Source organism: Microtetraspora fusca, assembly GCF_001570365.1.
In the GTDB taxonomy this organism is placed as follows: domain Bacteria; phylum Actinomycetota; class Actinomycetes; order Streptosporangiales; family Streptosporangiaceae; genus Microtetraspora; species Microtetraspora fusca.
In genome coordinates this window covers 1-25,040 of sequence record NZ_BBYK01000044.1, presented here as the reverse complement: position 1 = coordinate 25,040, position 25,040 = coordinate 1, and the positions used below count along the sequence as shown (strand labels likewise).

The window sequence follows — 25,040 nt, the reverse complement described above, 5'->3', positions numbered from 1 at the left end:
CTTTATCCCCCAAACACTCAGAAGGAGTGCAAATGGAACGGCGAGTCGCGCTGGCCCTGGCGGGGGCCGGCATCCGGGGGCAGACCTACGCCTCGTGGGTGGCGCGCAACCCGGACCGTGCCCGGCTCGTCGCCGTGGCCGACCCCGACCCGCACCGGCGCGCCCTCGTCGCGGCCGAGCACCCCGGCATCGCCGAGTACGCGAGCTGGCAGGAACTGCTGGACGCCGGCACCGGCGCCGACGCGGTGATCGTGGCGACCCAGGACCAGGAGCACGTCGCCCCGGCGGTCGCGTTCGCACGCGCCGGGCACGACCTGCTGCTGGAGAAGCCGCTCGCGCCGTCCGAGGAGGAGTGCCGGGCGATCGTCTCGGCCGTCTCCGAGGCCGGCGTGCGGCTCGCCGTCTGCCACGTGCTCCGGTACACGCCGTACACCGACCTCGTGCGGAAGGTCGTCGGCACCGGGGTGCTCGGCGAGATCATGAGCGTCCAGCACCTGGAGCCGGTGGGCTGGTGGCACGCGGCCCACTCCTACGTGCGCGGGCCGTGGCGCAGCGAGCGGCTGGCCAGCCCGATGCTGCTGGCCAAGTCGTGCCACGACCTCGACTGGCTCGCGTACGTCACCGGGCGCGGGATCACCCGGGTGTCGAGCTTCGGCGACCTCGGCCACTTCCGGCCGGAGAAGCGACCGGCGGGCGCGGCCGACCGCTGCCTCGACTGCGCGATCGAGCCGGACTGCCCCTACTCCGCGCCCAAGCTGTACTACCCCGCGCTGCGCGAGCGCGGGGCCGTCTGGCCGGTCACCGCCATCACCGACGCGACGGACGAGGCCGGGCTCACCGAGGCCCTGCGCACCGGTCCCTTCGGCAGGTGCGTGTACGCGTGCGACAACGACGTGGTGGACCACCAGGTGCTGGCCATGGAGTTCGAGGGCGGTGCCACCGGGACCTTCACCATGACCGCCTTCACCGAGCAGACCCACCGGCAGACCTGGATCTTCGGCAGCCACGGGCGGCTCATCGGCGACGGCGAGCGGGTGTCCGTCCTGGACTTCCGTACCGGGAGGACCGAGATAGCCGAGACCGGACCGATCGGCGACGGCAACGCGGGCGACGGCCACGGCGGCGGCGACGACGGCCTGATGGACGCGTTCGTCCGGGCGGTGGCCACCGGCGACGAGTCGCACATCAGGTCCGGCCCGGCCGAGTCGCTCGCCAGCCACCTGGCGGTCTTCGCCGCCGAGCGCGCCCGGCACACCGGCACGGTCGTCACCGTGCCCGGACAGTGATCCCCTCCGAACACCCCCCGAACGTCATTCATGAGAGGACGACTCCCCATGCGATTTCGCATGATCGCACCGGTCATGGCGGCGGCGCTCGCCGCCACGGTGACCGCCTGCGGCTCCGGCTCGGACGCCGGATCCGAGAAGCAGAACGTCACGATGTGGGTGTATCCGATCATCCCGGACGAGGCCCAGCACAAGGCCTTCTGGGACGGGCAGATCGCCGCCTTCGCCAAGGACAACCCGAACATCACCGTGAAGGTCGAGATCTTCCCCTGGGCCAAGCGTGAGGAGTCGCTGACCACGGCGATCGCCGGCAACAAGGGCCCCGACCTGGTCTATCTGATCCCCGACCAGATCCCGAAGTTCGCCAAGGCCATCCAGCCCGTGGACGCCTACCTCGACGACGCCGCCAAGGCCGACTACCGCGACAACGTCAAGCAGGCGGTCACCGTCGACGGGAAGCTGATGGGCGCCCCGATCCTGATGGGCGCCAACCCGCTGATGTGCAACCAGAAGGTGCTGGACGCGGCCGGCGTCGAGGCGCCCAAGACCTGGGACGACGTGCTCGCGATCGCGCCGAAGCTCAAGGACAAGGGCTTCGACGTCACCAACTACTACGCCGACCCCGGAGCCACGCTCAACCAGTCGTTCTACCCCCTGCTCTGGGAGGCCGGCGGCGGCGTGTTCACGCCCGACGGCGCGAAGGTCGCCTTCGACGGCGCCGAGGGCATCAAGGCGCTGACCTTCCTCAAGACGCTCGCCGACAAGGGCTACGTCGAGAAGGACCTGCTCACCGGCATCCCCGCCTTCGAGCAGACGCACCTGGCTCAGAACAAGGTGGCCTGCACCTGGCAGCAGGTCCCGGGCGACGTCGAGTCGTTCTGGGGCAAGGAGAACATCAAGATCTACCCGCCGCTGAGCGACACCAAGCAGGTCGGCTACGGCTCCATCGGCGCCCTCTCCATGCTCAAGGGGTCCAAGGCCAAGGACGCGGCCGGCAAGTGGCTCGCCTTCGCCGCGAGCCCCGCCGTCACCAAGGCGTACGACACGGCCTCGGGCTTCTTCTCCCCGCAGAAGTCGACGGGCGCGCTCTACACCGAGGGGCCGAACGCCGAGATGGAGAAGACGCTCGACCTGATGCAGGGAGCGCCCCTGCACGACAAGGCGCGCGACGTCATGGGCGTGCTCGCGCCGGAGATCCAGGCCGCGCTGATCGGTCAGAAGACCCCTGAGAAGGCCCTCGCCGACGCGGCCGCCGCTGCGAACGCGCTGATCGGCCAGTAAGGCGCCCGCCCGGCCGCTCCCCAGCGGGCACGTACGGGGACGGCCGGGCGGCGCGACAGTTTCTAGACACCTGTGAGGTTCACCCGTGACGGTCACCGCGGAGGCGCGACCGCGCCGCACGACGGCCCGGCGCAGGTCGGCGAGCGCCCGGTACGAGGCCCGGCTGGGCCTGGCGTTCGTGTTGCCGTGCTTCCTGTTGTTCCTGGCCTTCCGGTTCGGCCCGGCCGTCGCGGGCACCTTACTCGGCTTCTTCGAATACACCATCGGTGACAGCCCGACGTTCGTCGGCCTGGAGAACTTCCAGCGGATGCTGCACGACCCGGTCTTCTGGCAGGCGCTCAAGGTGACCGTGCTCTACACGGTGCTCTACCTGCCGCTCTCGATCGGCGTGTCACTGGGCCTCGCGCTGCTCGTGCGCCGCTCGTTCCGCGGGGTCCGGCTCTTCCGCTCGGTCTTCTTCCTGCCCGTGATCACCAGCCTCGTCCTGGCCGCGACCGTCTTCACCTGGCTCTTCTCCTCGTCCGGGCCGCTCGGTGAGCTGATCGGCGGTTCCTGGCTGGCCTCGCCGGTGCTCGTCATCCCGGCCCTGGTGATCGTGTCGGTCTGGTCCCGTTTCGGGTACGGCATGCTGATCGTCCTGGCCCGGCTCCAGGACCTGCCGCGCGAGCTGGAGGAGGCGGCGCTCAGCGACGGGGCCGGCCCCTGGCAGCGCTTCCGCTACGTGGTCCTCCCGCAGCTGCGGTCCACGATCTTCTTCCTGGCCGTGATCGAGACCACGAACTCCTTCCAGGTCTTCGACCTGGTCTACGTCATGACGAGCGGCGGCCCGGCGCGCGCCAGCTACACCCTCGTCATGGACCTCTACGACCAGGGGTTCAAGTACTTCGACCTCGGCTACGCCAGCGCGCTCGGCGTCGCCCTGTTCGTGCTCACTCTGTTCGTCGCGCTGATCCAGCGGCTGCTCATCGGGAGGGCCAAGTGACCGCATACCGAGCGCTGGAGCCGGGCCGCGCCGGCCGTGCCGTCCGCGTCGCGCTGCTGAGCGTCGCCTCGATCGTCACGATCTTCCCCTTCTACGCCATGGTCGTGCTCAGCCTGAAGCCGGTCGCGGCCGTCGAGTTCCCGGGCAGCCTGCTGCCCTGGCCGCTCGGCACCGGAGCGTACGAACGGGTGCTCGGCGGGGGAGACCTGCCGATGTGGACGCTCAACACGCTGATCTACTCGGTGGTCAGCGTGGTGCTCGTGCTGCTGCTCGCCTCGCTGGCCGGATACGCCTTCGCGAAGAAGCGCTTCCCCGGCAAGGAGACCATGTTCTGGTCGTTCCTCGCGATGGTCATGGTGCCGTACCACGTGACGCTGATCCCCCTGTTCATCCTGGTCGCGAACGCGGGCGGGGTGGACACCTTCTGGGGGCTGATCGTGCCGACGCTCGCCAACGCGCAGGCGGTCTTCCTGATGCGGCAGTTCATCGGCGCGCTGCCGGACGAGCTGTTCGAGGCGGCACGGCTGGACGGCGCGTCCGAGCTGCGGATCTTCGTCACGATCGTGCTGCCCCTGTGCAAGCCCATCCTCGCCACGCTCGGGCTCTTCGTCTTCCTGTGGCACTGGAACGACTTCCTCTGGCCGCTGATCGTCGGGCAGAGCACCGACATGCGCACGCTCACCGTCGGCATCGCCTCGCTCCAGGAGCAGAACGTGCCGCTCAACGTCGTCCTCGCGGGGGCCACCGTGGCGTTCGTCCCGATCTTCGCCGCGTACCTGGTCGGCCAGCGCTACCTCACCGAGGGCGTCACGATGTCTGGAATCAAGGGATAAATCATGTTCGACTCTGAATCCGCCCTGGAAGACCGGCTGACCACGCCGTCCCCGGCGCTCGTCGCCTCCCTCGCCGCCGGCGCGGGCGACCTGGTCGTGCTCGGCGCGGGCGGGAAGATGGGGCCCACCCTGTGCCGCCTCGCCCGGCGCGGCCTCGACGCGGCCGGCCGTACGGGGGACACCGTGTGGGCGGTGTCGCGCTGGTCGGACCCGCGGGCGGCCGCGGCGCTCGAACAGCACGGCGTGCGCACGGTCGCCTTCGACCTGCTCGGGAACGCCGACCTGGCGGCGCTGCCCGACGCCCGCGACGTGGTCTTCATGGTCGGCGCGAAGTTCGGCACCGCCGCCGCGCCGTACCTCGCCTGGGTGGTCAACGCGGCGCTGCCCGCCCGCGTCGCCGAGCGGTACGCCGGGGCGCGGATCGCGGCCTTCTCCACCGGGAACGTGTACCCGCTCACCTCCCTGGAGACCGGCGGCTGCGCCGAGACCGACCCGGTCGGGCCGGTCGGCGAGTACGCCATGAGCTGCCTCGGCCGGGAGCGGGTGTTCGAGCACGCCGCGGTGCGCGGCACCCCGGTGAGTGTCCTGCGCCTGAACTACGCCGTCGATCTGCGCTACGGCGTGCTCGCCGACGTCGGGCAGGCCGTGCTGTCGGGAGCGCCGGTCGACGTCACGACCGGGCACGTCAACGTGGTCTGGCAGGGCTACGCGAACGAGGTGGCGCTGCGCTCCCTCGAACACGCCTCGACCGATCCGTTCGTCCTCAACCTCACCGGCCCGGAGACCGCGTCGGTGCGCCGCGTCGCGACCCGGTTCGCCGAGCGGTTCGGCACGACCGCCGAGTTCATCGGGGCCGAGGCCGGCACCGCGCTGCTCAACGACGCCACGCGCTGCCACGCCCTGTTCGGCTACCCCGAGGTCCCGCTCGGCACCCTCGTCGAGTGGCAGGCCGACTGGCTGGCCAAGGGGCTGCCGGTCTCCGGCAAGCCCACCAAGTTCGCCGTACGCGACGGGAGGTTCTGATGTCCCTGGCCCCGCTGCTCGCCGGGACCGTGATCCCCGCCCACCCGCTCGCCCTCACCGCGGACCGTACGCTCGACGAGCGGCGCCAGCGCGCGCTGACCCGCTACTACCTGGCGGCGGGCGCGGGCGGCCTCGCCGTCGGCGTCCACACGACCCAGTTCGCCATCCGCGAGGCCGGGCTCCTGCGTCCGGTGCTGGAACTCGCCGCGGAGACCGCCGCCGAGAGCCGCCGCGCCGACATCGTCTTGGTCGCCGGAGCCTGCGGGCCGACCGGCCAGGCGGTGGCGGAGGCGCGGCTCGCCGCCGAGCTCGGCTACGACGCCGTGCTGCTGTCCCCTGTCGTGCCCGGCGCCTCCGAGGCGGAGCTGCTCGACCGCGCGCGTGCGGTGGGCGAGGTGCTGCCCGTGATCGGGTTCTACCTGCAACGCGCGATCGGCGGTCCCGAGCTCTCCCGCGACTTCTGGCGGGCGCTCGCCGACCAGCCGTCCACCGCGGCCGTCAAGGTGGCGCCGTTCGACCGCTACCGGACGCTGGAGGTCGCGCACGGCGTCGCCGCCGCCGACCGGCGCGACGAGGTCGCGCTCTACACCGGCAACGACGACCACATCATCGGCGACCTGCTCGCGTCCCTGCCCGGAGGGCTGCGCTTCCGCGGCGGGCTGCTCGGCCAGTGGGCGGTCTGGACGCGGGCCGCCGTCGCCATGTTCGAGCGGCTGCGCCGCGACCCCGGCGACCTGGCCGCGAAGGCCGAGCAGCTCACCGACGCCAACGCCGCCGTCTTCGACGCGCTGAACGGCTTCGCCGGCTGCATCGCCGGCGTACACGAGGTGCTCAGGCGGCAGGGACTCCTCGCCGGCACCTGGTGCCTGGATCCGGATGAGGGGCTCTCGCCCGGCCAGGCCGAGGAGCTGACCCGCGTCGCCGCCGCCTACCCCTGGCTCACCGACGACGACTTCGTGGCGGAGCACCTCGATGACTGGCTCGCCTGACCGGCGGACGGTGGTCGCCGTCCCCCCGGAGCTGCGGGCCCGCCTGTTCCCGGACGGGGTCGCGGACGCCCGCCTCCTCGACGACCCGGCCGACCCGGACGCGCTCGCCGCGGCGCTCCCCGGCACGGAGGTGCTGGTGACGAGCTGGGGGATGCCGGTCCTCGACGGGGCACTGCTGGACCTGGCCCCGGAGCTGCGTCTGGTCGCGCACATCGGCGCCAGCGTCAAGTTCTTCGTCACCGGCGAGGTGTTCGCGCGGGGCGTCAGGGTGACCCAGGCCGGGCAGGCCATGGCCCGCCCGGTCGCCGAGGTCGCCCTCGCCTTCACCCTCGCGCTGCTGCACCGGATCCACCGGTTCGACCACGCGCTGCGCGACGGCGCCGAATGGAGCGTCGCCGAGCAGGCCCCGGCCCGGCACGAGATCCTCGGCTGCCGGATCGGGGTCGTCGGCGCCTCCCGCACCGGTCGCGCGTACATCGACCTGGTGCGCGCCCTCGGCGCGGAGGTGATGGTGAGCGACCCCTACTTCGCCGGTGAGCCCGGGGTACCCGCCGTTCCCCTCGACGAACTGCTGGCCACCAGCAGGATCGTCGCGCTGCACGCGCCGGTGCTGCCCGAGACGCGGCACCTGCTCGGCGCGCGGGAGCTGGCGCTCATGCCGGACGGCGCGGGCCTGGTGAACACGGCGCGGTCCTGGCTGGTGGACGAGACCGCGCTGCTCGCCGAGCTGCGCTCGGGGCGGATCGACGCCGCGATCGACGTGTTCGACGCCGAGCCGCTGCCCGCGGACCACGGCTTCCGCGCGCTGCCCAACGCGTTGATCACGCCGCACCAGGCCGCCGGTACGGTGGAGGCCAGGCGCCGCCAAGGGGCGATCGTGCTGGACGAGATCAGCCGCCACCTCCGCGGCCTCCCGCTGCGCCACGAGGTGACGCCCGAGATGCTGGAGCGCATGGGGTGACGCAGTTCAGGACGGCCCGCGCGGCCGACGACGACTCCCTCTACGAGGTGTGGGCGCGCTCCTTCACCGCGTCCCACATCGTCCCGCTGTACGAGCAGGATCCCGGCCGGAGGGAGCGCACGTACGTGGCCACGGACGGCGACGGGGTTCTCGCCGTCGTCTACTGGCTCCCTCGCGACATCCGCGACGCCTCGGGCGCGGTACGCCGGGTCGGCTGCGTCTCCAGCGTCGCGACCCGGCCGGAGGCCCGGGGCAGGGGACTGGTCAAGCGGCTGCTCGCCCTCGCCGCCGACGCCATGACGGCGGACGGGTGCGCCTGGTCGCTGCTGTTCACGGGGACGCCCCAGGTCTACGCGAGCTCCGGATGGCAGGTGTTCGACCGGCCCTTCGTCGCCGGTCCTCCCGCCGCCGGCGGCCTCCTGGAGGACGGCTGGGCCGCCGCGCCGGTCGGTCTCGACCGGTGGCTGGACCTCGCCCGGCTGCACGACCGGTATGACGAGCGGCGGCCGCTCACCACCGTCCGCTCCCCCCGGGACTGGACCGAGCGCGTCCCCCTCTGGTACGCCCCGCCGTGCGAGATCCTGCTCCTCCGCCGGCACGACGCCCCCATGGCGTACGCGGTGGTGGACTGGAGCGAGGGCGAGGTGCTGGAGGTGGCTCTGGGGGCCGAGGACGCCGCGGTCCCGCTGTTCCACGCCGTGGCCGGACGGGCCCGGACCCGCGGCCTGCCGTCGCTGAAGCTGTACGCGCCGCTCGATCCCGCCATACGCGCCGCGCTGCCGAGCCTCTTCGACGGGTGGGCGGCGGACGGCGACCCGACAGGCATGGCGCGGCCGATCCTCGCCGACCCGGCCGAGGTCAGGACCGTCGTCGAGGACCCGCGCGCCGTGGCCTGGACGGCCGACTACTTCTGACACTCGCGGGTCGCCCGGTGTGGGCGACCCGCGGCGTCACACGGTCACTTCGCCGACCAGAGGGGCTTGTTGTCCTTCGAGTAGATGACGACGTTGCCCTGGTTCTGCACCGCGAGGTAGGCGCCGGCGTTGCCCGCGGTCTTGGTGGTCCACACGCCCGCGTTCTGCGCGCTGTAGATCACCAGGTTGCCCTCCTTCTGCATCGCGGCGTACGCGCCCGGCCGGTCCGCGGTCGGCGTCGTCCACAGGGCCTTGTTGGCCCGGTTGTAGAGGACGAGGTTGCCTTCCTTCTGCATGAGCAGCTTGTACTCGCCGTTCTTCGACTGGACCCACTGCCCGGTCTTGAGCGTGTGCCCCGACGGCAGCGACCCGACGTACGCGTGCCGCGACCAGAGGAACTCGTTGCTCGCCGAGTAGATGACGAGGTTGCCGTCGTTCTGCACCTTGAGGTACGCGCCGGGGTGGCCGGCGGTGTTGGTGCCCCAGAGCGGCTGGTTGGACGTGTTGTAGATGACGAGGTTGCCCTCGCGCTGCATGGTGGCGTACGCCGTGGCGCCCGACGTGGGCGACCCCCACAGGGCCGTGTTACCCGGGCCGTAGAGGACGAGGTTGCCCTGTGCCTGCTGGATCAGCCTGTACTGGCCGTTCTCGGACTTCACCGACTCGTTCGGCTTGAGAACCTCTCCGGCGCTCAGCTTGTCGTCCGTCCTGTCGATCGCGCCCGCGTGGGCCGTCGCCGACAACGGCAGCGCCAGCGCCGCCGCGAGGATCGCGCTCACCCCTGCCCCGCGTACGGCCGCCCGCCTGAGTGATCGCTTCCGATCTCGCCTCACGACACAAACTCCGAATCTTCTTGTGCTTGCCTGTCCGAACTCCGTCACCACCCGATGCGCCGGCCCCGCGGCATTCGGCGGCATGGACCGGGCCCTGCACGCGCCGGTGAACGATCCCCCGACCGGGCGCCGCGACAGGGGCGCGCCAGGCTCGGTGACGCGGCCACCACCCTAGGAAGCCGGAGCCGGCGGGCGTGACGGTCGTTCGACCCGCAACGCGTACCGCGATCGACTGATCACAGGTCGTCCACGTCGATCAGCCCGTCCTGGATCGCCCGCGCGACCAGGTTCGCCTTGGTCCGGGCCTCCCGGCCCACGTTCGCGTACTTGATCCGGACCCGATCGAGATAGGAGTTGACCGTCCGCGGCGTGAGGCCGAGCTTCTGCGCGACCAGCTCCTTCGACTCGCACTGGAACCACTCGATCAGCACCTCCTCCTCCCGCAGCGAGAGCTTCGGCCGATCGTCCGCGGTGTCCGCACCGAACGCCCCGGCCAGCGCCGGCGGCGTGTACGGCAGGTCGTGCGCGGCGGCGACCGTGGCCGCGACCAGGTGCTCCTCACCCTCGGCCTTGGTGAGGAAGGTGAAGGCCCCGATGTCCATGCAGGTCAGCGCGGTCTTCTCGTCGTCGCGCATCGTGTAGACGACGACCTGCCGGTCCGCGTCGACCAGCCGGCGCAGATCGCCGTACACGGGCGGGCGGCCGTTCAGTTGCAGGTCGAGCACGACGACGGCGGCCGCGTCCCCCGGCGGCGTCCACGCCGTCTCCACCGTGGCGCCGGAGGCCACGACCTCGATCGGCGGGCCCGCCGCCGAGTACCAGTGCTTCACCCCGGCCAGGACCACCGGATGATCGTCGATCAGCGTCACCGTGATGGCGTCGTCTGCCGCCACACCGCCTCCACCCACAGTCGGTTCTCCGCGACTACACGATTGATGTCGACGTGCCGCGACGCGAACTCCGGGCGCGGCGGCGCCGGCCCGTCGCCGAGCACGCTGACCCGGACCCGGTCGGGCGTGCGGACCACCGTGACCCGGGCGCTGGACGCGGCCGCGGCGAGCACGGCCGCCACCGGATCGATCAGCTCGCGCCGTACGTCCTTGGGAAGATCCCGGGGCGCGCCGCGCGCCGCGAACTGGACGGTGATCCCGCTCCGCTCGGCGACCTCGATGACCGCCCGCAGCTCGTGCACCAACCGGTCCGACACGTCGTCGCTCTCCGCGAACAGGCGCCGCATCCGGGCCGCCTCGCGCGCGCATCGACGCCGGACGTCCGGATCGGACGGGTCGAGCGAGCCGTACCCGAGCCCGGCGAGCAGCGGGACGGTGGTGCCGAGCAGGGCGACGTAGCGCTGCCGGTGGTCGCGGTGGAGGTGCTCGGCCACCGCCTCCGCCGTGCGGAGCCGTTCCTCCTCCTCCGCCGTCTCCCTCGCCCGCGCGGCGACGCGCCGCACCTCCTGGATCACCAGGCTCAGCGCGAGCTGGAACCCGTAGACGGACACCACGGACACCGCCATCGCCGCCCACTCCAGCGGATCGGGCGGGCCCGACAGGACGGCCTTGGCGAGGGCGACGACGAGGTTCGCGCCGAGGAAGAGGGCCAGGCGCGTGGGCGGCCGGTCGAACAGCAGCAGCACGCCGTACCAGCCGACCAGGCCGAAGTACCAGTGAGCCCGGTCCAGATAGTTGCCCGGCGGCGCGGCGACCGCCGCCGCGCCCGCCGCGAGCAGCACCAGCGAGGCGCCGACGCGCCGTGCCGGCGGCGGGATGCGACCATGGCGCGCCAGGCACACGGCGGCGCCGGCCGCGACACCGGCCAGCAAGACGAATCCGGCGATCTCCAGCCACAGCGGGTCGTAGCGTCGGCTGTGCTCGATGAGCGTGGGCAGGCAGAGGCCGAACTGCACGGCCACCGTGACCGCCAGAACCGCCGCGTGGGTGCCGCGCAGGAGCCGGTCCTCGATCCGGACGGCCGACCCGTCGCGGCGGCGCTCAGCCGTCTCCGTCATCCGGCCACGTCCATCTCAGCGTGGTGCCCCCGCCCGGCCGCGAGCCGACCAGCACCCGGCCGCCCGCCCCGGTCATCCGCTCCACGATCGAACCGGAGAGGCCGCGACGGTGCGCGGCGACCTGCTCCGGGTCGAAGCCGCGGCCCCGGTCCCGCAACTCGACCACGATCCGTCCGCTCTCGTCGAGCCCCGCGCGCAGCGACGCCTCCGGCACCCCCGCGTGCCGCTCCACGTTCGTCAGCGCCTCGCGTACGCCGTGGAAGATCGCGAGCGCCGGCGTCGCGGGCAGCGGAGGCAGGGCGTCGATCTCCACCTCGACGCGGACGGCGGGGTGACGGGTCGCGGTGCCCAGCAGCGGCCCCAGGTCGACGCGGCCGTCGTCCGAGCCGGGCACCTTGGCGAGCTGCTCCAGATCCTGGCGAGCGCGCTCGGGCACCCATCGCGTTCCGTCACGGGCTCCCACCGCGACCATCAGCAGGGTGGTGCTCGCCGTGTCGTGCAGGGTCGCCAGGTACTCCCGCTCGCCCGAGCGCCTGGCCGCGGCGACCGCGGCATGCCGACGCCGGGCCGCCACCCGCGCGGTGAGCCGGTCCGCCGAGCGCGCCTGGGCGCGGACGAGCACATAGGACAGCCGGGACAGTGCCAGCTCCAGCAGCACGCGCGCGCCGGCCAGCGCGATCGACCACTCGCCCAGGTGGATGAAGGAGCCCGCGACGAAGGCGCCGAGCCCCAGGACGCCCAGGCCGCACCCCAGCAGCGGCCTGGTGGGCCACTCGTACGGATACGTCACGGCCGTGATCGAGACCAGCGCCACCACCCAGCCGCCGGGGTCACCGGTGCCGGTCGCCGCCTGGCCCAGGCCCACCGCCACGAGGACCGTCGCGTCGACCGCGACCGCCGGCCACGACCGCGAGAGCGTACGGTTCCGCGTCCAGGCCAGGCGGAGCGCGCACCAGCCGATCACGAGGGCCGCCATCGACATCGTCGCGGTCCTGAGCTCGTCCGGGGTCGCGAGGATCCCGAAAGCGGCGCACGGCACGATCACCGCCGAACGGAACCAGACCGCGTAACGCTCGCCCGCCCGGTTGAGCTCCCGCTCCGCCACCCCGGGGCCGGCCTCGCCGTTGTACTCCGCCTGCTCTTCCGGCCCGGCCGGCTCTCCACCGCCGGTCGCGTTTTCGGGCTCGGCCTCGTCCGGGGACCTCGCCGCCGGGTCCGGGCCCAGGCGATCCCCCGCCGATGGGTGCTCCTGCTCTCTCCCGCGCATTCGGTGAAGATTATCCACGGCGAAAGACTGGACGAATCAACAGATGTTCAGCAGACATGTCATGTCCGGTGTATCCACACATGTCACACGGACGCGGCGCAGCGACCTCGACGCTCACGAAGCGACGCCGCCGGCCGCAGCCGTACGCTCGGGGACGGGTCGCGCTTGCGGGTGGGAGAACTCGCACGTACGCTTCCGGCAACGCGTTGACGGAGACGAGTAGTCACCGGACCGTGCAGGTAGGAGAGAGCCGCCGGAAGCTGCGAAGGCGGACCTGCCCCCGGAGACGAAGACCCTCCTGAGTGCGGGGAGGAACGGCGCCCACGCCCAATGCCCCGCCGGCCGGCCCCCGTCACCGGGCCGTCGAGGCCGCCGTGTCACGGCGGTGAAAGTGCGGTGGCACCGCGAGTTCCCTTCTCGCCCGCACTCCCAAGGGATCACCACTCACTGACCAGAGGTTTGTGTTGATCTCCACGTCCGCAACAGTGCCCGCCTCCTGCCGCGTCCTGGCAGCGGAGCTTCCCCATCACGTCGGCCGGCAGGTGACCGTCCAGGGATGGCTCCACCGCAGGCGGGTCCTGAAATCCGTGGCCTTCCTCATCCTGCGCGACCGCTCCGGCCTGGCCCAGGTCGTGGTGGCCGAGCCCGACGTCATGAGCGCCGTCGGCGACCACCCCGAAGAGACCGTCCTGCAGGTCACCGGGACGGTGACCGCCAACCCACAGGCGCCCGGCGGAGCCGAGGTGACCTCGCCCGAGGTGGTCGCCCTGTCGGGCCCCGCCGTGGCCCCGCCGTTCGACCTCTATCGCCCCACGGTGCCGGCGACGCTGCCGACCGTCCTCGACCACGCGCCGGTCGCCCTGCGGCACCCACAGCTGCGGGCGCCCCACGCCATCTCCGCCGCGTCGCTGGCGGGCTTCCGTACGGCGCTGGACTCGCTCGGCTTCACCGAGATCCACACGCCGAAGGTGGTCGCCTCGGCGACCGAGTCGGGGGCCAACGTCTTCGCCATCGACTGGTTCGGCACCCGCGCCTACCTGGCCCAGTCGCCGCAGTTCTTCAAGCAGGCCATGGTCGGCGTCTTCGAGCGCGTCTACGAGATCGGCCCCGTCTTCCGGGCCGAGCCGCACGACACCGCGCGGCACCTGGCCCAGTACACCTCGCTGGACGCCGAGCTGGGCTTCATCACCGACCACCGCGACGTGATGGCCGTGCTGCGCGAGGTTCTCGCCGGGATGACGGCCGCCGTCGCGGACCGGGCCGGTGAGGCGTGCGCCCTGTTGGACGTCAAGCTGCCCGAGGTCCCGCGACAGATCCCGGAGATCCACTTCGCCGAGGCCCAGGAGCTCCTCGCCGAGCACACCGGTGAGGACCCCCGGGGCGAGCCGGACCTGGCCCCGGCGCACGAACGCTGGCTGTCGGAGTGGGCGCTGCGCGAGCACGGCAGTGAGTTCCTGTTCGTCACCGGCTACCCGATGGTCAAGCGCCCCTTCTACACGCACCCCGAGCCCGGCAGGCCGGAGCATTCCAACAGCTTCGACCTGCTCTTCCGCGGCCTGGAGCTGGTGACCGGCGGCCAGCGCCTGCACCGCTACGAGGACTACCTCGCCGCCCTGGCGGCGCGTGGAGAGTCGCCCGAGCCGTACGCCGGATACCTGGCCGCCTTCCGGCACGGCATGCCGCCGCACGGCGGCTTCGCCATCGGCCTGGAACGGTGGACCACCCGGCTGACCGAGGCCGACAACATCCGCCGCGCCACCCTGTTCCCGCGTGACCTTCACCGGCTGACCCCGTGACGACGCGTGCGGCCCGTCCCTCGGGACGGGCCGCACCTGTCGCGATTCACGCCGCGCAGGAGTCCTGAGTGGCGTCGAAACCGGTCAACTCCTCCGAGTCGGAGGCCTGCATGGGCTTCAACCCCCGCCAGTCGTCACCGATGAGCAGCACCAGCCGGGACGTCGTCCCGCCTGAGACGAGCTGGGGTTTGCCCTTCTTCAGATCCCTGGCCAGGGTCGGGACGCGGGTCTCGCCCTTGGGCGAGTAAAGGATCGTCGTTTTCGGGTACGGATCGCGACCTGGGCGGATCTTGGAGATGTGGTAGCCCCGCTGTTCCAGAGCGGCGGCCACCTGGGTGGCGAGCGAGGCCCTATCGGCGCTGTGGCGGATCTCGACCTCCACCCGGGAGCGGGCCATCTTGATCTGGCCGCTACGCAGCTTCGAGTTCTTCGTGCTCTTGTCTTGCGCGACAAGCTGGAAGAGCGTGCGTGCCTGTGGCTGAACCCATTCCACCCGCCCCGGGTTCTTGACCGAATACCGCCACGGGACGGTGATGAAGCGGATCTCGCCCGCGCTCAGTCCCTGTGCGCTGTCGGCCAGGTCCTTCATCACGCCCGGAGTCAGGTCGGGGTCGGTGGTGACGGACTTGGTGGCGGCGTCCAGGAAGTCGTAGAGCTTGGTCGGGCTGGTCAGCGTCTCGCCGCTCATCACCTTTTTGATCATTGAGGCGACGAACATCTGCTGCCGCTGGATCCGGCCGATGTCCGAGCCGTCGCCGAGGCTGTACCGGGCGCGTACGTAACCGAGCGCCTGCTCGCCCTTCAGTGTCTGGCGGCCGGCCGGCAGGTGGAGGACGGCCTTGGTGTCGTTGATCGGCTGGGGCACGCACACCTCGACCCCCCCGACGGCGTTGACCATGCCCTTGAACCCGGTGAAGTCGACTTTCACGAAGTGGTCGATGTGAATGCCGGTCAGCGTCTCGATGGTCTTCCAGGTGCAGGCTACTCCGCCGAAGTTGAACGACTCATTGATCATGCCGACGTGCGGGGCCTGGCCGGTGAGGTTCTTCGACGCGTCCGCGCGGCAGGCGGGAAGCCGGACCAGCGAGTCGCGGGGGAAGCTGATGATCAGGGCGTTGTCCCGGTTGGGTGACACGTGGGCGAGCATGATCGTGTCCGTACGCTCGCCGACCAGGCGGCGGCCGTACTTGGCGTTCTTGCCGTCACGCTGATCCGAGCCGACGACCAGCACGTTCACCGCCTTGGTGGGGGCCTTGGGCGGGCGAGTCTCGCCGAGGTCCTGCGGGGTCACCTCGATGTGCCGGACGTTTCCGGAGAGCTTGGCATAGGCGGCCGCGACGACCCCCGCCGCCGCGAGCGGCAGGGCCAGGCCGAGCGCGATCAGCCAGCGGAGCCGACGCCGCCATCGGCCGCGCGATGGCGGTTGGTTGTCCGCGCTGTTCACACGTCGCTCCGAAGGATCAGGGTCACGACACCGACCGTGACCGGAACTTGCCGTTTGTCATGAGGGAGGGCCTGCCGTACGGGTCGGCGCTCTATGCCCGGAACGCCCCCTGCTCAGGCCGTTGGCAATCTTGGCGTCACTTGCGCAATTCTGCAAGTGAGCAGGTGTTGACGGCCTCTCGACTCGCCGGACCGGTGCGGCGGCAGGGATCCCCCGGAGCGGGTGAGGGATCGGCGGAACCAGGGGTGACGTGGTGGGCATGCACATGTCGCGATAGCCTGAGATTCCACTTGCTTGGTTGCGCAAGTGATCAACGGATGGTGACATTTGCGTGATTGCGTAACTATCCTGTCGTCGGTGGCTCCCGGTCAGGAGATCTGGTGTTCGGGCTGGACATAACGAAGGTCGTGGCGCTCGCGGTCGTGGCCCTGCTCGTCTTCGGTCCGGAGCGGCTCCCCAAGATCGCGGCGGAGGCGGGGCGGGCGCTTCGCCAGCTCCGCCGGCTGGTGGAGAACGCCCGTGCGGAGCTCGGCCCCGAGTTCGCCCACCTCGATGTCACGGATCTGCACCCGAAGACCCTGGCTCGTAAATACCTGTTGGAGGAATCGGGCGAGAGCCCGGTGCCGCCGCCGGCGCCGACCGCGCCGCTGACCGGTGAGCTGGCGTGGGGGGAGATCCCTCCCTATGACCCCGAGTCCACGTGATCGCTGATCGCCGTCCCGGTGACGGCATGAACAGAAGGAGAAGGTGATGGGCGGACTGAGCCCCACGCACTGGATGATCGTGGCCATCGCCGCGGTGCTGTTGTTCGGCGCCAAGAAGCTGCCCGACACCGCTCGCTCTGTCGGGAAGTCGCTGCGGATCTTCAAGGCCGAAGTGACCCGGTCCGACCAGGAGGAGCCGCAGGCTCCGCCCGCCTTGCCGTCGGCGGAGGAGCAGGCCCGCCAGCTCGAACAGCAGGCGGCCGCACTGCGTGCTCAGGCGGCGGCCGACGCGAAGGACAAGCCGTCCGCTTCTTGACCCTCGGATCTCAGGTCAGGGCGTGGCCGGCGCGGGAAGCCCGTCCCTTGGCGGTGCTCGACGCCGTATTCACGTGCGCTGTACGGCGCGCTGAGTCCTGCCGCTGAACCCGTCGGCCACGCTCTCATCGCCGATCATCTGGCCGTACGCCGGATGAGGGGCGACCACCTGCATGGACGTGCACATGGACCACTCGGTCCGGGTCGCGTGTCGAGCGTGCCAGGCAAAGCGGTGAGATGAGGTCGCCGTCGACGGTCACGCCATCACACGGTCGGGATGCCGCCGTCGATGGAAAGGCGCCTGCCGAGTCCGAAGAACAGCGCCGCTCGCCTGGCCGTCCCATCTCCGAGGCGACCGTATGCGGGCGGCATGTCCTGACTTCGGCTGCACGGGCGTCGTCGCTGTCCGATCGGCCCCGTCGGCGTGTGCGTACCTCGACTCCAGAAGGAGGCAAGCTCAATGACAGCGGCCGAGATCGGCGATCCGCCGGCCGCGGTGCTGGCCGAGGCCGCGGCCGCGTTCGGGCTGCTGTCCTCGCCTCCGCGTCTGCACATCGTCTGGGTGCTGGCCCAGGGGGAGTGCGATGTCACCTCGCTTGCGGAACGAGTGGGCAGCGCTCTGCCTGCCGTAAGTCAGCACTTGGCGAAGCTCAAGCTCGCGGGCCTGGTCCGCTCACGTAGGGAGGGCCGCCGCGTCGTCTACTTGATCGACGACCGGGACATCGTCGCGATGGTGCGGGATCTGATCGGTTGCCTGACCCCGCGTGTGACCGAGCCAGGAGAACGCCTCCGGGGCCTGGGAGACTGAAGCACCGGATCGCGGTGGATTCGATGCGGCTCGGTCACCCGTACGACAGGTCCGCACAGGGGTCGTCGTCCGCTGAGCGGGCCTTGGAACCGAGCGCGGTCGGGGTCGGGGTGGGCAGTGCGTAATTGGAACCCAGGATCACCGTGATGCCCGGTGTGGAACCCGACTGGAGTTTGGCGCCGGGGACAGCCCGCGCGACGACCTTGGCCTGATCCTGAGCGTCCGGGCCGTACATGACGACAGAGGATGTGTAGTTCTGGGAGGCGGCGGTGCCGACCGATGTGACGGTGAAGCCGGCCGACTTGAGCTTGGCGGCGGCTCGGGCGGCCAGGCCGTTGACGGTGGTGCCGTTGTAGAGGGCCAGGCGGATGCCCGCACCGGACACCGGGCGGGTCGGCTTGGGCGAGGAACTCGCCTTGCCGCTGGCGTCGGCGCCGTCCAGGGTGCGGTCGGCCCTGAGCGCGGCCCACAACTGGTCGGCGTCGGGCTGGACGACGGCGACGCGAGCGCCCTGATAGCGCCACGGCAGGGTGATGAACTTGGTGTTGTGCAGGTCGATGTCCTTCAGCCCGAGAGCGAAGGACAGCAGTTTGTCGGCGGAGCCCAGTTCGGGGTCGACCGTGATGGCGGAGGCCGCGGCCTCGGCCAACGGCAGCAGCGTGGTGGGGCTGAGACCTTGAGCCTTGACCTTCTTCACCAAGCTGGCGATGAAGGCCTGCTGGCGCTTGATGCGGCCGATGTCTGATCCGTCGCCGATGCCGTGCCGGATGCGGACGTAGTCCAGGGCCTTCTTCCCCGAGACCGTCTGCGGGCCCTTGGGGAACAGCAGTGCGCCCTTCGATCCGCGGTTGGGGTTGAGGTCGCCCTGGTAGACGTCCTTGGGCAGGCAGACCTGGACGCCGCCGACCGCCTGGGTGATCTTCGAGAAACCGGCGAAGTCCACCACGATCGTGTGGTCGACGCGCAGGCCGGTCAGCTTCTCCACCGTGTTCTGGCTGCAGGCGGGGTTCCCTTTGGCGGTGAGGCCGACGGTGAACGCGGCGTTGAACATCACACCGCTCTGCGGGGCCGTCCATGTGCCGTTGGGCAGCCGGCAACGTGGGATGTCGACCAGCGTGTCACGCGGTATCGACACAGCGACGGCGTGCTTGCCGTCACGGTAGACGTGCACCAGCAGCGCTGTGTCGGAGCGGCCGACGTCCCCGGTGCCCCCGCCCAGCTTGCTGTTGTCGCCCGAGCGCGAGTCCGAGCCGAGAATGAGGATGTTCTGCCCGCCGACGTTCGCCGCGGGCCGCTCCTTGTTGATGCCGTCGGCGGCGAAGGTGTTGATGTCGGCGTTCAGTCGCGTGTACAGGGCTCCTCCCGCGGCTGCGATCACCAGAGCGAGGGTCACCGCCACAGGTACGACGACCGGCACTCGCCCGGACCGGCGTCGACGCCTGGCTGCGTCGCGAGGACGATGCCTCACTGGTGTGCTTGCTGTACGCATGCTCGCTCCCGCGCCACGGTTGTATGGTTGCGCAATATAGCAATCATTGAGACGTCGGGGCGTCAGGGAAGGTTCGTACGAACTGGGGAGCGGCGCGGGCCTGTCGCCCTTTGATGTGGGTGCTGGGGCGTTCTCCGTCGAAGCGCTCAGTTGGTCACTCGCCCACCAGAGAACGGGCGCTGTTCCAGGTGGGGCTGGCTCGGAAGTAGGTGTCGTAGAGCTCCTGGACGTCCAGGAGGCTCTCCGGCGGGACCTTGCCGTAGGCGATGCGCTCAAGATGGCGGAAATACTCGAAGCGCTCCACGCCGGGGGTGATGACGATGAGGATGTCGGCGTCATGGCCGGGGGCGGCGGCGAAGGCGTGGGACAGGCCGGGAGGTACGACGACCAGGTCGCCGCGTTCGGCTGTCACCACCTGGTCGCCGGACAGCAGTTGGGCGGTGCCGTCGAGTATGTAGAACAGCTCGGCCGAATTCGCGTGGTGGTGCGGCTTGGCTCCGTCGGCGCCGTTGTTGAGGGTGACGCGCTGGGTGGAGAGGGCGCCGCCGGTGGATCCGGCGTCGGCCAGGAGCCGGATGGTGGTGGGGGCCTGGCCGATCACTTCGGCCTCGGCCTGCCGTACGACGACGGACTCGGTGAAGTCGCGAACGATCAGAGACATCCTCGTGCTCCTCTTCAGACGGCGAACAGCAGGGCGGCGCTGATCAGGACGACGACGGCGGTGGCGAAATGGATGCCGAAGGCGACGGCCTTGGTGCCTCCGTTGCGCAGAACGATCAGAGTGTCGCCCAGCGGATTCAGCGCGACGACGAGCATGAACCAGGCTGCCGCGTATGTTCCCGCGAAGGCGAGCAGGGCCAGGCCGAGGATGCCGTAGCTGAAGTCGCGCAGGCCCTTGATGGTCAGGTAGGCGTTCGGCTTGGCCGGCACGCCGTACCCGGTGGCCGAGGCCTCGGGCTGCAACAGGAACCGGGCGCCGATGAACAGGACCAGCAGGTCGAGCACGATGGCCAGGCCGTACGCGGTGGGGGTGAGCATGGGTTCCTCCGAAAACTAGCGTCGCTAGGTGCAAGATTGACGCTAGCATAGCGATAGCTAATAACGCTAGCGGCGCTAGGATTCGAGGCATGTCGATACAGGCGCGCCGAGAGCGGGAGCGAGCGGAACGGGAGCGGCTCATCGTCAGGGCGGCCCGGGAGCCGGCTGAGGCCGAAGGCTGGGAGGCGGTGACGACCCGGCGGCCGGCCGGCGATCCTCCGGCCGATCACCTCGCGGACACCCACGAGTGCAGCCAGCCGGTGCTCTACTGCCACTTCACGGGCAAGGACGCGATCATGGCGGCGGTCGCGGTCGAGGGGTTCGCCGATCTGGCCGTCGAGATCCGGGCCGCCCACACGTCGGCGAGCGGCCCGGAGCAGGCGCTCGCCGACGTCGCCGCGGCCCACGGGCTCATGACGCTGACGCGCGGCGGCCGGCTCCCGCCCGAGCATCACGAACGCCGGCTGGCCCTGCTGCTCCGCCGGTTCGCGACCTGACTAGGCCGACTCGGTGGGCAGGCCGGCGTCGACCCAGTCCTCGATGCCCTCCCGGTACTTGCGGACGTTGGTGTAGCCGAGCGCGGCGAGTCGATCGGCGACCTGGCCGCTGTTCGGGCAGGCCGAATTGGAGCAGTACGTGACGATCGCGGCGTCGCGGTCCGGCAGCAGCGCCGCCGCCCGGGCGTCCACCTCGGTGGGGGCCAGGGCGAGGGCGCCGGGCAGGTGCTGCTTGGCGTGGTACTCGCCGCCCAGCGCGTCGATGACGGTCACCGTGCCGTCGTCGATCGCGGCCCGGAGCTCGTCGCGAGTGATGAGTGCGGTCATGGCATCCCTTCCAGGAAATGGACTATAGTCCGCTTATGTCTCGTGACGATACCGGACCGCAGTCCGGTTCTGCAATACCGCTGGAGCTGCTTCGTACCCCGCCGCCCAAGGAGCGCGCCGACGCCGCGCGCAACCGGGTCGCCGTACTGGAGGCGGCCGCCCGGCTGTTCGCCGAGCACGGCGTGGCGGCGGTCTCCATGGACCAGATCGCCGCGGCCGCCGGGGTCGGCAAGGGCACGCTGTTCCGCCGCTTCGGCGACAAGTCGGGGCTGGCCGTCGCGCTGCTCGACGCGCGGGAACAGGTGCTGCAGGAGGCGATCCTGCACGGACCGCCACCGCTGGGTCCCGGCGCGCCGTCCGCCGAGCGGCTCATCGCGTTCGTCGACGCCTACCTCGACTACCTGCTGAAACACCTGGATCTGGTGCGGGTGTCGGAGACCGCGGCGCCCGGCGCCCGGTACCGGATCGGGGCCTACCGCTTCTGGCACCGGCATGTGGCGATCCTGCTGGACGGCGTACCCGACCCGGACCACGCCGCGCACGCCCTGCTCGCCGCGCTCGCGGCCGAGCACGTGAGCGCGCTGCTGCCCGAACTCGGCGAACCGCGCATCCGGGCCGGGCTACGCCGCCTCGCCGAGAGGTGCACGGCCTGACCGAGCCGACCGGCCGGTCGCCGCCTGCCTAGCGGCCGGGAGTACGAGGCCCACCGGACCCGGCCCAGTTCCAGGACGCCGGTCAGCCAGACCGCGAGGGCGGGGAACAGGACGCTCGGCGGAACCGTGCCCACCAATCGGCGTGGTTCGGCATGAAGGTCACGTCTGACGCGACGAAGTGGGCACCGTCATCGCGAAAATGACGGGCGACTATGCGGCCCCGGCTGTGGGAGGAAGGTGACTATAGTGCCGAAGGTGATGATCGGGGCAGGAGGGTTATATCCGGCGTGCGTCCGGTGCCGCTCCGCATCCCGGTCGGCGCGACCGTCGCGGACATGAGCGGCCTCGCCGTACGGCACGCATAACCGGAGAGGCATGGCATACCCACCGTCCCCGAACCGCCCGCCCGTGTACCCGCCGAACCCCGGGCAGCCTCCGCACACCCCCTATCCGCCATCCGGCCCCAATCAGGCGCCCGGGATGTACCAGCCGCCGGGGATGTACCGATCTCCCGGGCTACCGCAGCCGGGGACGTACCAGCCGTACCCTCCGGGGCCGCCGTCGGCCGGTGACGAGAGGCCGCGGCGCGGTGCAGGGCGGATCGTGGGCGGGATCCTGGGGGCCTCGCGCATCCGCCCATCGACACCGACTACCTGATCATCGGCGGCTCCGGCGTCGGGATCGGGCTGCTCTTCCTGCTGGGGACCTTCCTGCTGCTGCGTCGGCCACGCGCCAGGAAGGCGTGACCCGAACCGGAGGAGCCCGACTCTAGGCTCCAGTTTTTGGACCAATGGTCGCCCGGCTCGAGCGTGGGGCGGCCGGCCGTTACCCCGTGAGGCCGAGCTCGCCCGCGCGCAGCCCGGCCTGAAACCGGGAATCGGCCTCCAACGTGGTCATGAGCTCGGCGACGCGTCTCCGGTAGGTGCGCAACGAGAGACCGAGCTGTCTCGCCGCGCTCTCGTCGGTGTATCCCGCGCCGAGAGCGCGGAGGACGGCCCGGCTGCCGGTGTCGAGGTGCGGCACGTCACCGCGGAGATAGGCGGCCAGATCGGTGGCGGTCTCCCAGGCCGCACGGAACAGGGAGTACACCCCGTCGACCAGGACGGGCGAGGTGGTCACGGTGAACTCGCGCATGCCCGGCGTCCCGCGTCCGGCGAGGATCATCACCCGGCGGTCGATGATGATCGTCTCGTGAGGCAGCGGTGCGGAGCTGATCCGCACCCGTGCGCCCCTGGCCGCGACCTCGCGAAGGTGCGACCGTGCGGCCTCGTCGGCCAGGGCGGCCGGGCTGACGAGCTTGTCGACCGTGATGCCGGACGTGTCTGCCCCGCCCATTCGCCGGCTGATCGCCTGCCGTGCCTCAGGCTGGGACCACGTGTTGAGATCGCGGGCCGCGCACACGAACTCGTGCCGAGTACCGGCGAACAGGTGACCGGCCCGGGCGACGAGTTCCGCATCACCGTGAAAGCTGATGACCTGATCGGCTGTCACCCGCCCATTATGGCTCCCTGTCGGGCGATGGCAGCTTGCTGCCATCGCGTTGGCCCGCCCTCACATCTGCGCGAGGCTGACGGGCATGACGACGAACACGCACCCAGACCTGGTAACCCCGGCCGCGCTCACCGGTGAATTCCTTCTCGGCGGAGACCTTCCGGTCCACCGGCTCGGGTTCGGCGCCATGCGGCTCCCGACCGGCACCTTCCACGGGCCCGCTCGCGACCCGGAGACGGGCATCGCCGTACTGCGCCGCGCGGTCGAGCTCGGGGTGAACCACATCGACACGGCGTGGTTCTACCGAAGGGCGGGGGTGGTGGCGAACGAGCTGATCCACACGGCACTCGCCCCCTATGGAGACGACCTCGTGATGGCGACGAAGGTCGGGCCGTTGCTCGACTCCAGCGGCGTTCCGAGTGGCGAGGCGGGCCCTGCCCAGCTGCGCGGCCTGGTGGAGGACAACCTGCGCAGCCTCGGCGTCGACCGGCTCGACCTCGTGTACCTGCGGGTCGGCGGCATGGGCGGCCCTGGCGGCGAGTCGATCTCCGACCGGTTCGCGGCACTCGCCGAACTGCGCGAGGAGGGGCTGATCCGGCACCTGGGCGTCAGCAACGTCGACGCCGCGCAGCTGGCCGAGGCACGGGCGATCGCTCCGGTGGCGGCCGTGCAGAACAGCTTCCACGTGCAGGACCGGGGTGACACCGGGCTGCTGGCGCAGTGCGAGAAGGACGGGATCGCCTTCGTACCCTTTTTCCCGCTTGGTGGCGGTCACCGTCCGATCGACGCGACCGCGATGGCGGCGGTCACGGCCCGACATGGGGCGACTGCCGCTCAGGTCGCGCTCGCGTGGCTGCTGGCGAGCTCGCCCGTGATGCTGGCCATTCCCGGCACGGGTTCTCTCGGCCACCTGGAGGAGAACATGGAAGCCGGACGTATCCGCCTGACATCGGACGACTTCACCGCGCTCGGAGATTGAGCGCCCAACCGGCGTTCACCGGAGCTGGCAGGCCGATTTCAGCATTATCGCTGAATTGGTGCTTTGTTCGCGTTATCGGGAAAAATGCGACTTCGGACCGCTTGAATGCGTATCCGATGTGGCCGCCGGATGTGGGGAAGGGCGGATTCGGCTTTGAGATGAGAAATAATGCATCCGGTGTGACATTCGCTCAGGCGACGACTCAGGACGGTGCCGTCAAGGTGCTGACTGCCGAATGGTCATTGATCCTCGCGTGAGTGGATTCCGATTTGCGAATTCTGAGAGGATGCTATGCGGGCCAGATCCGCCCCGTCCAACCTTTTCGGCCGCCTCGGGTTCGCCGCTGTCGGGGTGGCCGTGCTCCTCGCCGGCTGCGATCACGGTGGAGCGCCGACGCAGCGTGGCGGCGCCGTGTCGAGCCGCCTGACGTCGACCCCCAGCCCGTCCACGGTCTCCTCCAGCCCATCCCCGGTCTCCCTTAGTCCGCCTCGGGTCTCCCCAAGTCAGCCTGTGGCATCCCATAGGACCGACCTTGCGGCGTGTGCGAAGGCGGACTGTGAAGTAGAGGTCCGGGCGGGTGATCGGCTGGAGATCGACAGTCGGTTCGGCGTAAACGCGATCATCATCAAATCCGTGAGCGCTGATGAGGTCAGGCTGCGAATCGAAGGCACATCGGGCGGGCTGAGCGTCGAAGGAGAGAACACCAGCGTCCAAGGGTCCTGCGTCAACGGGCGCTGTCGTGATGAGGGAGAAATGTCACTGACCACGGGCACGCCAGGCCGCATCAACAAAATCCGGCTGCGTCTGGTGAAAGCGGACTTCTCTCGCGCTGTTCTGGTGCTCACACCGGAATAGATGCCAAAGGAAGGCGAGGCTCAGTTGGTCTTGTTTCCGCTGCCCGCCGCCGCCCCGACTGCCTGCGGGATCTGGCCGCCTGCCGGGAACGCCTGGGCGGCCGGGCAACCGAGAACGCAGCACAGACCGGGCTTGTCCAGACCCTGCAAGCTCTTTCTCCCGACGCCCGGATAGGGACAAGGGAAGCGAACCGATCGAACAGGAATCGCGTCTACGAACTGTGAAGCTTTCCAATGACGTTTTCTCACCAAGATCGACTCGGACATC

27 protein-coding genes are annotated in these 25,040 nt (G+C 70.6%); 16 read left to right on the top strand and 11 right to left on the bottom strand.

Annotated features, from left to right (window positions below):
• Positions 1-32: 32 nt before the first annotated feature.
• From AWQ68_RS12645 to AWQ68_RS12610, 8 genes are all read left to right on the top strand, one after another.
• Positions 33-1,286 carry a Gfo/Idh/MocA family protein gene (locus AWQ68_RS12645; protein ID WP_066939594.1) on the top strand — a complete coding sequence of 418 codons (1,254 nt, stop codon included), beginning with the start codon at positions 33-35 and terminating at the stop codon, positions 1,284-1,286.
• Positions 1,287-1,346: 60 nt separating this feature from the next.
• The gene (locus AWQ68_RS12640; protein WP_218006858.1) at positions 1,347-2,567 is read left to right on the top strand and encodes an ABC transporter substrate-binding protein; all 1,221 of its coding nucleotides are present in this window, start codon (positions 1,347-1,349) and stop codon (positions 2,565-2,567) included.
• 85 nt (positions 2,568-2,652) lie between these two features.
• Entirely contained in the window at positions 2,653-3,549 is an 897-nt protein-coding gene (locus tag AWQ68_RS12635) for a carbohydrate ABC transporter permease (protein ID WP_066939588.1), read from the top strand.
• Positions 3,546-4,382, top strand: a complete 837-nt coding sequence (locus AWQ68_RS12630) for a carbohydrate ABC transporter permease (protein WP_084463920.1) — start codon at positions 3,546-3,548, stop codon at positions 4,380-4,382. The genes AWQ68_RS12635 and AWQ68_RS12630 overlap by 4 nt, the downstream gene beginning before the upstream one ends.
• Before the next feature lie 3 nt (positions 4,383-4,385).
• Complete coding sequence (locus AWQ68_RS12625; RefSeq protein WP_066939585.1) at positions 4,386-5,405, top strand: NAD-dependent epimerase/dehydratase family protein; 1,020 nt, start codon at positions 4,386-4,388, stop codon at positions 5,403-5,405.
• Positions 5,405-6,394 (top strand): dihydrodipicolinate synthase family protein, encoded by a 990-nt coding sequence (locus tag AWQ68_RS12620; protein WP_066939582.1) that lies wholly within the window; start codon positions 5,405-5,407, stop codon positions 6,392-6,394. Before AWQ68_RS12625 ends, AWQ68_RS12620 begins: the two co-directional genes overlap by 1 nt.
• Complete coding sequence (locus AWQ68_RS12615; protein ID WP_066939578.1) at positions 6,378-7,355, top strand: hydroxyacid dehydrogenase; 978 nt, start codon at positions 6,378-6,380, stop codon at positions 7,353-7,355. The genes AWQ68_RS12620 and AWQ68_RS12615 overlap by 17 nt, the downstream gene beginning before the upstream one ends.
• Positions 7,352-8,269 (top strand): GNAT family N-acetyltransferase, encoded by a 918-nt coding sequence (locus AWQ68_RS12610; RefSeq protein WP_066939575.1) that lies wholly within the window; start codon positions 7,352-7,354, stop codon positions 8,267-8,269. The genes AWQ68_RS12615 and AWQ68_RS12610 overlap by 4 nt, the downstream gene beginning before the upstream one ends.
• Positions 8,270-8,313: 44 nt before the next feature.
• Here AWQ68_RS12610 and AWQ68_RS43965 read toward each other — a convergent pair whose 3' ends face one another.
• From AWQ68_RS43965 to AWQ68_RS12590, 4 genes are all read right to left on the bottom strand, one after another.
• Positions 8,314-9,048, bottom strand: coding sequence for a hypothetical protein (locus tag AWQ68_RS43965; RefSeq protein WP_066939572.1), 735 nt, complete (start codon positions 9,046-9,048; stop codon positions 8,314-8,316).
• Between the two features lie 290 nt (positions 9,049-9,338).
• The gene (locus tag AWQ68_RS44205; RefSeq protein WP_218006857.1) at positions 9,339-9,995 is read right to left on the bottom strand and encodes a DNA-binding response regulator; all 657 of its coding nucleotides are present in this window, start codon (positions 9,993-9,995) and stop codon (positions 9,339-9,341) included.
• Positions 9,968-11,110: a hypothetical protein gene (locus tag AWQ68_RS44200; RefSeq protein ID WP_066939569.1), complete on the bottom strand. Its 1,143-nt coding sequence runs from the start codon at positions 11,108-11,110 to the stop codon at positions 9,968-9,970. Before AWQ68_RS44200 ends, AWQ68_RS44205 begins: the two co-directional genes overlap by 28 nt.
• Complete coding sequence (locus AWQ68_RS12590; protein ID WP_066939567.1) at positions 11,094-12,377, bottom strand: sensor histidine kinase; 1,284 nt, start codon at positions 12,375-12,377, stop codon at positions 11,094-11,096. The genes AWQ68_RS44200 and AWQ68_RS12590 overlap by 17 nt, the downstream gene beginning before the upstream one ends.
• 461 nt (positions 12,378-12,838) lie before the next feature.
• Between AWQ68_RS12590 and aspS the strand changes: the two genes are divergently transcribed.
• The gene (gene aspS, locus AWQ68_RS12585; RefSeq protein WP_245655891.1) at positions 12,839-14,173 is read left to right on the top strand and encodes an aspartate--tRNA(Asn) ligase; all 1,335 of its coding nucleotides are present in this window, start codon (positions 12,839-12,841) and stop codon (positions 14,171-14,173) included.
• Between the two features lie 46 nt (positions 14,174-14,219).
• Here the strand turns inward: aspS and AWQ68_RS12580 are convergent, their stop codons facing one another.
• Complete coding sequence (locus tag AWQ68_RS12580; RefSeq protein WP_066939562.1) at positions 14,220-15,617, bottom strand: LCP family protein; 1,398 nt, start codon at positions 15,615-15,617, stop codon at positions 14,220-14,222.
• A gap of 335 nt (positions 15,618-15,952) precedes the next feature.
• Here AWQ68_RS12580 and AWQ68_RS12575 point away from each other — a divergent pair, with 335 nt between their 5' ends.
• The 3 genes from AWQ68_RS12575 to AWQ68_RS12565 all read left to right on the top strand — a co-directional run bounded on the left by AWQ68_RS12575 (position 15,953) and on the right by AWQ68_RS12565 (position 17,444).
• Positions 15,953-16,321, top strand: coding sequence for a sec-independent translocase (locus tag AWQ68_RS12575; protein ID WP_245655890.1), 369 nt, complete (start codon positions 15,953-15,955; stop codon positions 16,319-16,321).
• A 46-nt stretch (positions 16,322-16,367) separates the two neighbouring features.
• On the top strand, positions 16,368-16,637 hold the full coding sequence (gene tatA, locus AWQ68_RS12570) for a Sec-independent protein translocase subunit TatA (protein ID WP_066939556.1): 270 nt from the start codon (positions 16,368-16,370) through the stop codon (positions 16,635-16,637).
• A 459-nt stretch (positions 16,638-17,096) separates the two neighbouring features.
• The gene (locus AWQ68_RS12565; protein ID WP_066939554.1) at positions 17,097-17,444 is read left to right on the top strand and encodes an ArsR/SmtB family transcription factor; all 348 of its coding nucleotides are present in this window, start codon (positions 17,097-17,099) and stop codon (positions 17,442-17,444) included.
• 34 nt (positions 17,445-17,478) lie between these two features.
• On the opposite strand, the gene AWQ68_RS12560 is transcribed toward AWQ68_RS12565, so the two are convergent.
• The 3 genes from AWQ68_RS12560 to AWQ68_RS12550 all read right to left on the bottom strand — a co-directional run bounded on the left by AWQ68_RS12560 (position 17,479) and on the right by AWQ68_RS12550 (position 19,971).
• Positions 17,479-18,822 carry an LCP family protein gene (locus AWQ68_RS12560; RefSeq protein WP_218006856.1) on the bottom strand — a complete coding sequence of 448 codons (1,344 nt, stop codon included), beginning with the start codon at positions 18,820-18,822 and terminating at the stop codon, positions 17,479-17,481.
• A 265-nt stretch (positions 18,823-19,087) separates the two neighbouring features.
• On the bottom strand, positions 19,088-19,594 hold the full coding sequence (locus tag AWQ68_RS12555; protein WP_066939549.1) for a cupin domain-containing protein: 507 nt from the start codon (positions 19,592-19,594) through the stop codon (positions 19,088-19,090).
• A gap of 14 nt (positions 19,595-19,608) precedes the next feature.
• A complete protein-coding gene (locus AWQ68_RS12550) occupies positions 19,609-19,971 on the bottom strand; it encodes a DUF4267 domain-containing protein (protein ID WP_066939546.1) in 363 nt (120 codons plus the stop codon).
• A gap of 89 nt (positions 19,972-20,060) precedes the next feature.
• On the opposite strand from AWQ68_RS12550, the gene AWQ68_RS12545 reads away from it, so the two are divergent.
• The gene (locus tag AWQ68_RS12545) at positions 20,061-20,468 is read left to right on the top strand and encodes a TetR/AcrR family transcriptional regulator (RefSeq protein ID WP_066939544.1); all 408 of its coding nucleotides are present in this window, start codon (positions 20,061-20,063) and stop codon (positions 20,466-20,468) included.
• On the opposite strand, the gene AWQ68_RS12540 is transcribed toward AWQ68_RS12545, so the two are convergent.
• Positions 20,469-20,795, bottom strand: coding sequence for a rhodanese-like domain-containing protein (locus AWQ68_RS12540; protein ID WP_066939541.1), 327 nt, complete (start codon positions 20,793-20,795; stop codon positions 20,469-20,471).
• A gap of 35 nt (positions 20,796-20,830) precedes the next feature.
• Here AWQ68_RS12540 and AWQ68_RS12535 point away from each other — a divergent pair, with 35 nt between their 5' ends.
• Positions 20,831-21,448, top strand: a complete 618-nt coding sequence (locus AWQ68_RS12535) for a TetR/AcrR family transcriptional regulator (RefSeq protein WP_174554100.1) — start codon at positions 20,831-20,833, stop codon at positions 21,446-21,448.
• 825 nt (positions 21,449-22,273) lie between these two features.
• Here the strand turns inward: AWQ68_RS12535 and AWQ68_RS12530 are convergent.
• Positions 22,274-22,939: a helix-turn-helix domain-containing protein gene (locus tag AWQ68_RS12530; protein WP_157545225.1), complete on the bottom strand. Its 666-nt coding sequence runs from the start codon at positions 22,937-22,939 to the stop codon at positions 22,274-22,276.
• A gap of 85 nt (positions 22,940-23,024) precedes the next feature.
• Here AWQ68_RS12530 and AWQ68_RS12525 point away from each other — a divergent pair, with 85 nt between their 5' ends.
• Both AWQ68_RS12525 and AWQ68_RS42315 read left to right on the top strand, forming a co-directional pair.
• Complete coding sequence (locus AWQ68_RS12525; RefSeq protein WP_066939538.1) at positions 23,025-23,918, top strand: aldo/keto reductase; 894 nt, start codon at positions 23,025-23,027, stop codon at positions 23,916-23,918.
• A 633-nt stretch (positions 23,919-24,551) separates the two neighbouring features.
• On the top strand, positions 24,552-24,773 hold the full coding sequence (locus AWQ68_RS42315) for a hypothetical protein (protein ID WP_157545219.1): 222 nt from the start codon (positions 24,552-24,554) through the stop codon (positions 24,771-24,773).
• A gap of 20 nt (positions 24,774-24,793) precedes the next feature.
• On the opposite strand, the gene AWQ68_RS44195 is transcribed toward AWQ68_RS42315, so the two are convergent.
• A partial coding sequence (locus tag AWQ68_RS44195; RefSeq protein ID WP_218006855.1) for a hypothetical protein occupies positions 24,794-25,040 on the bottom strand: 247 nt, incomplete at its 5' end.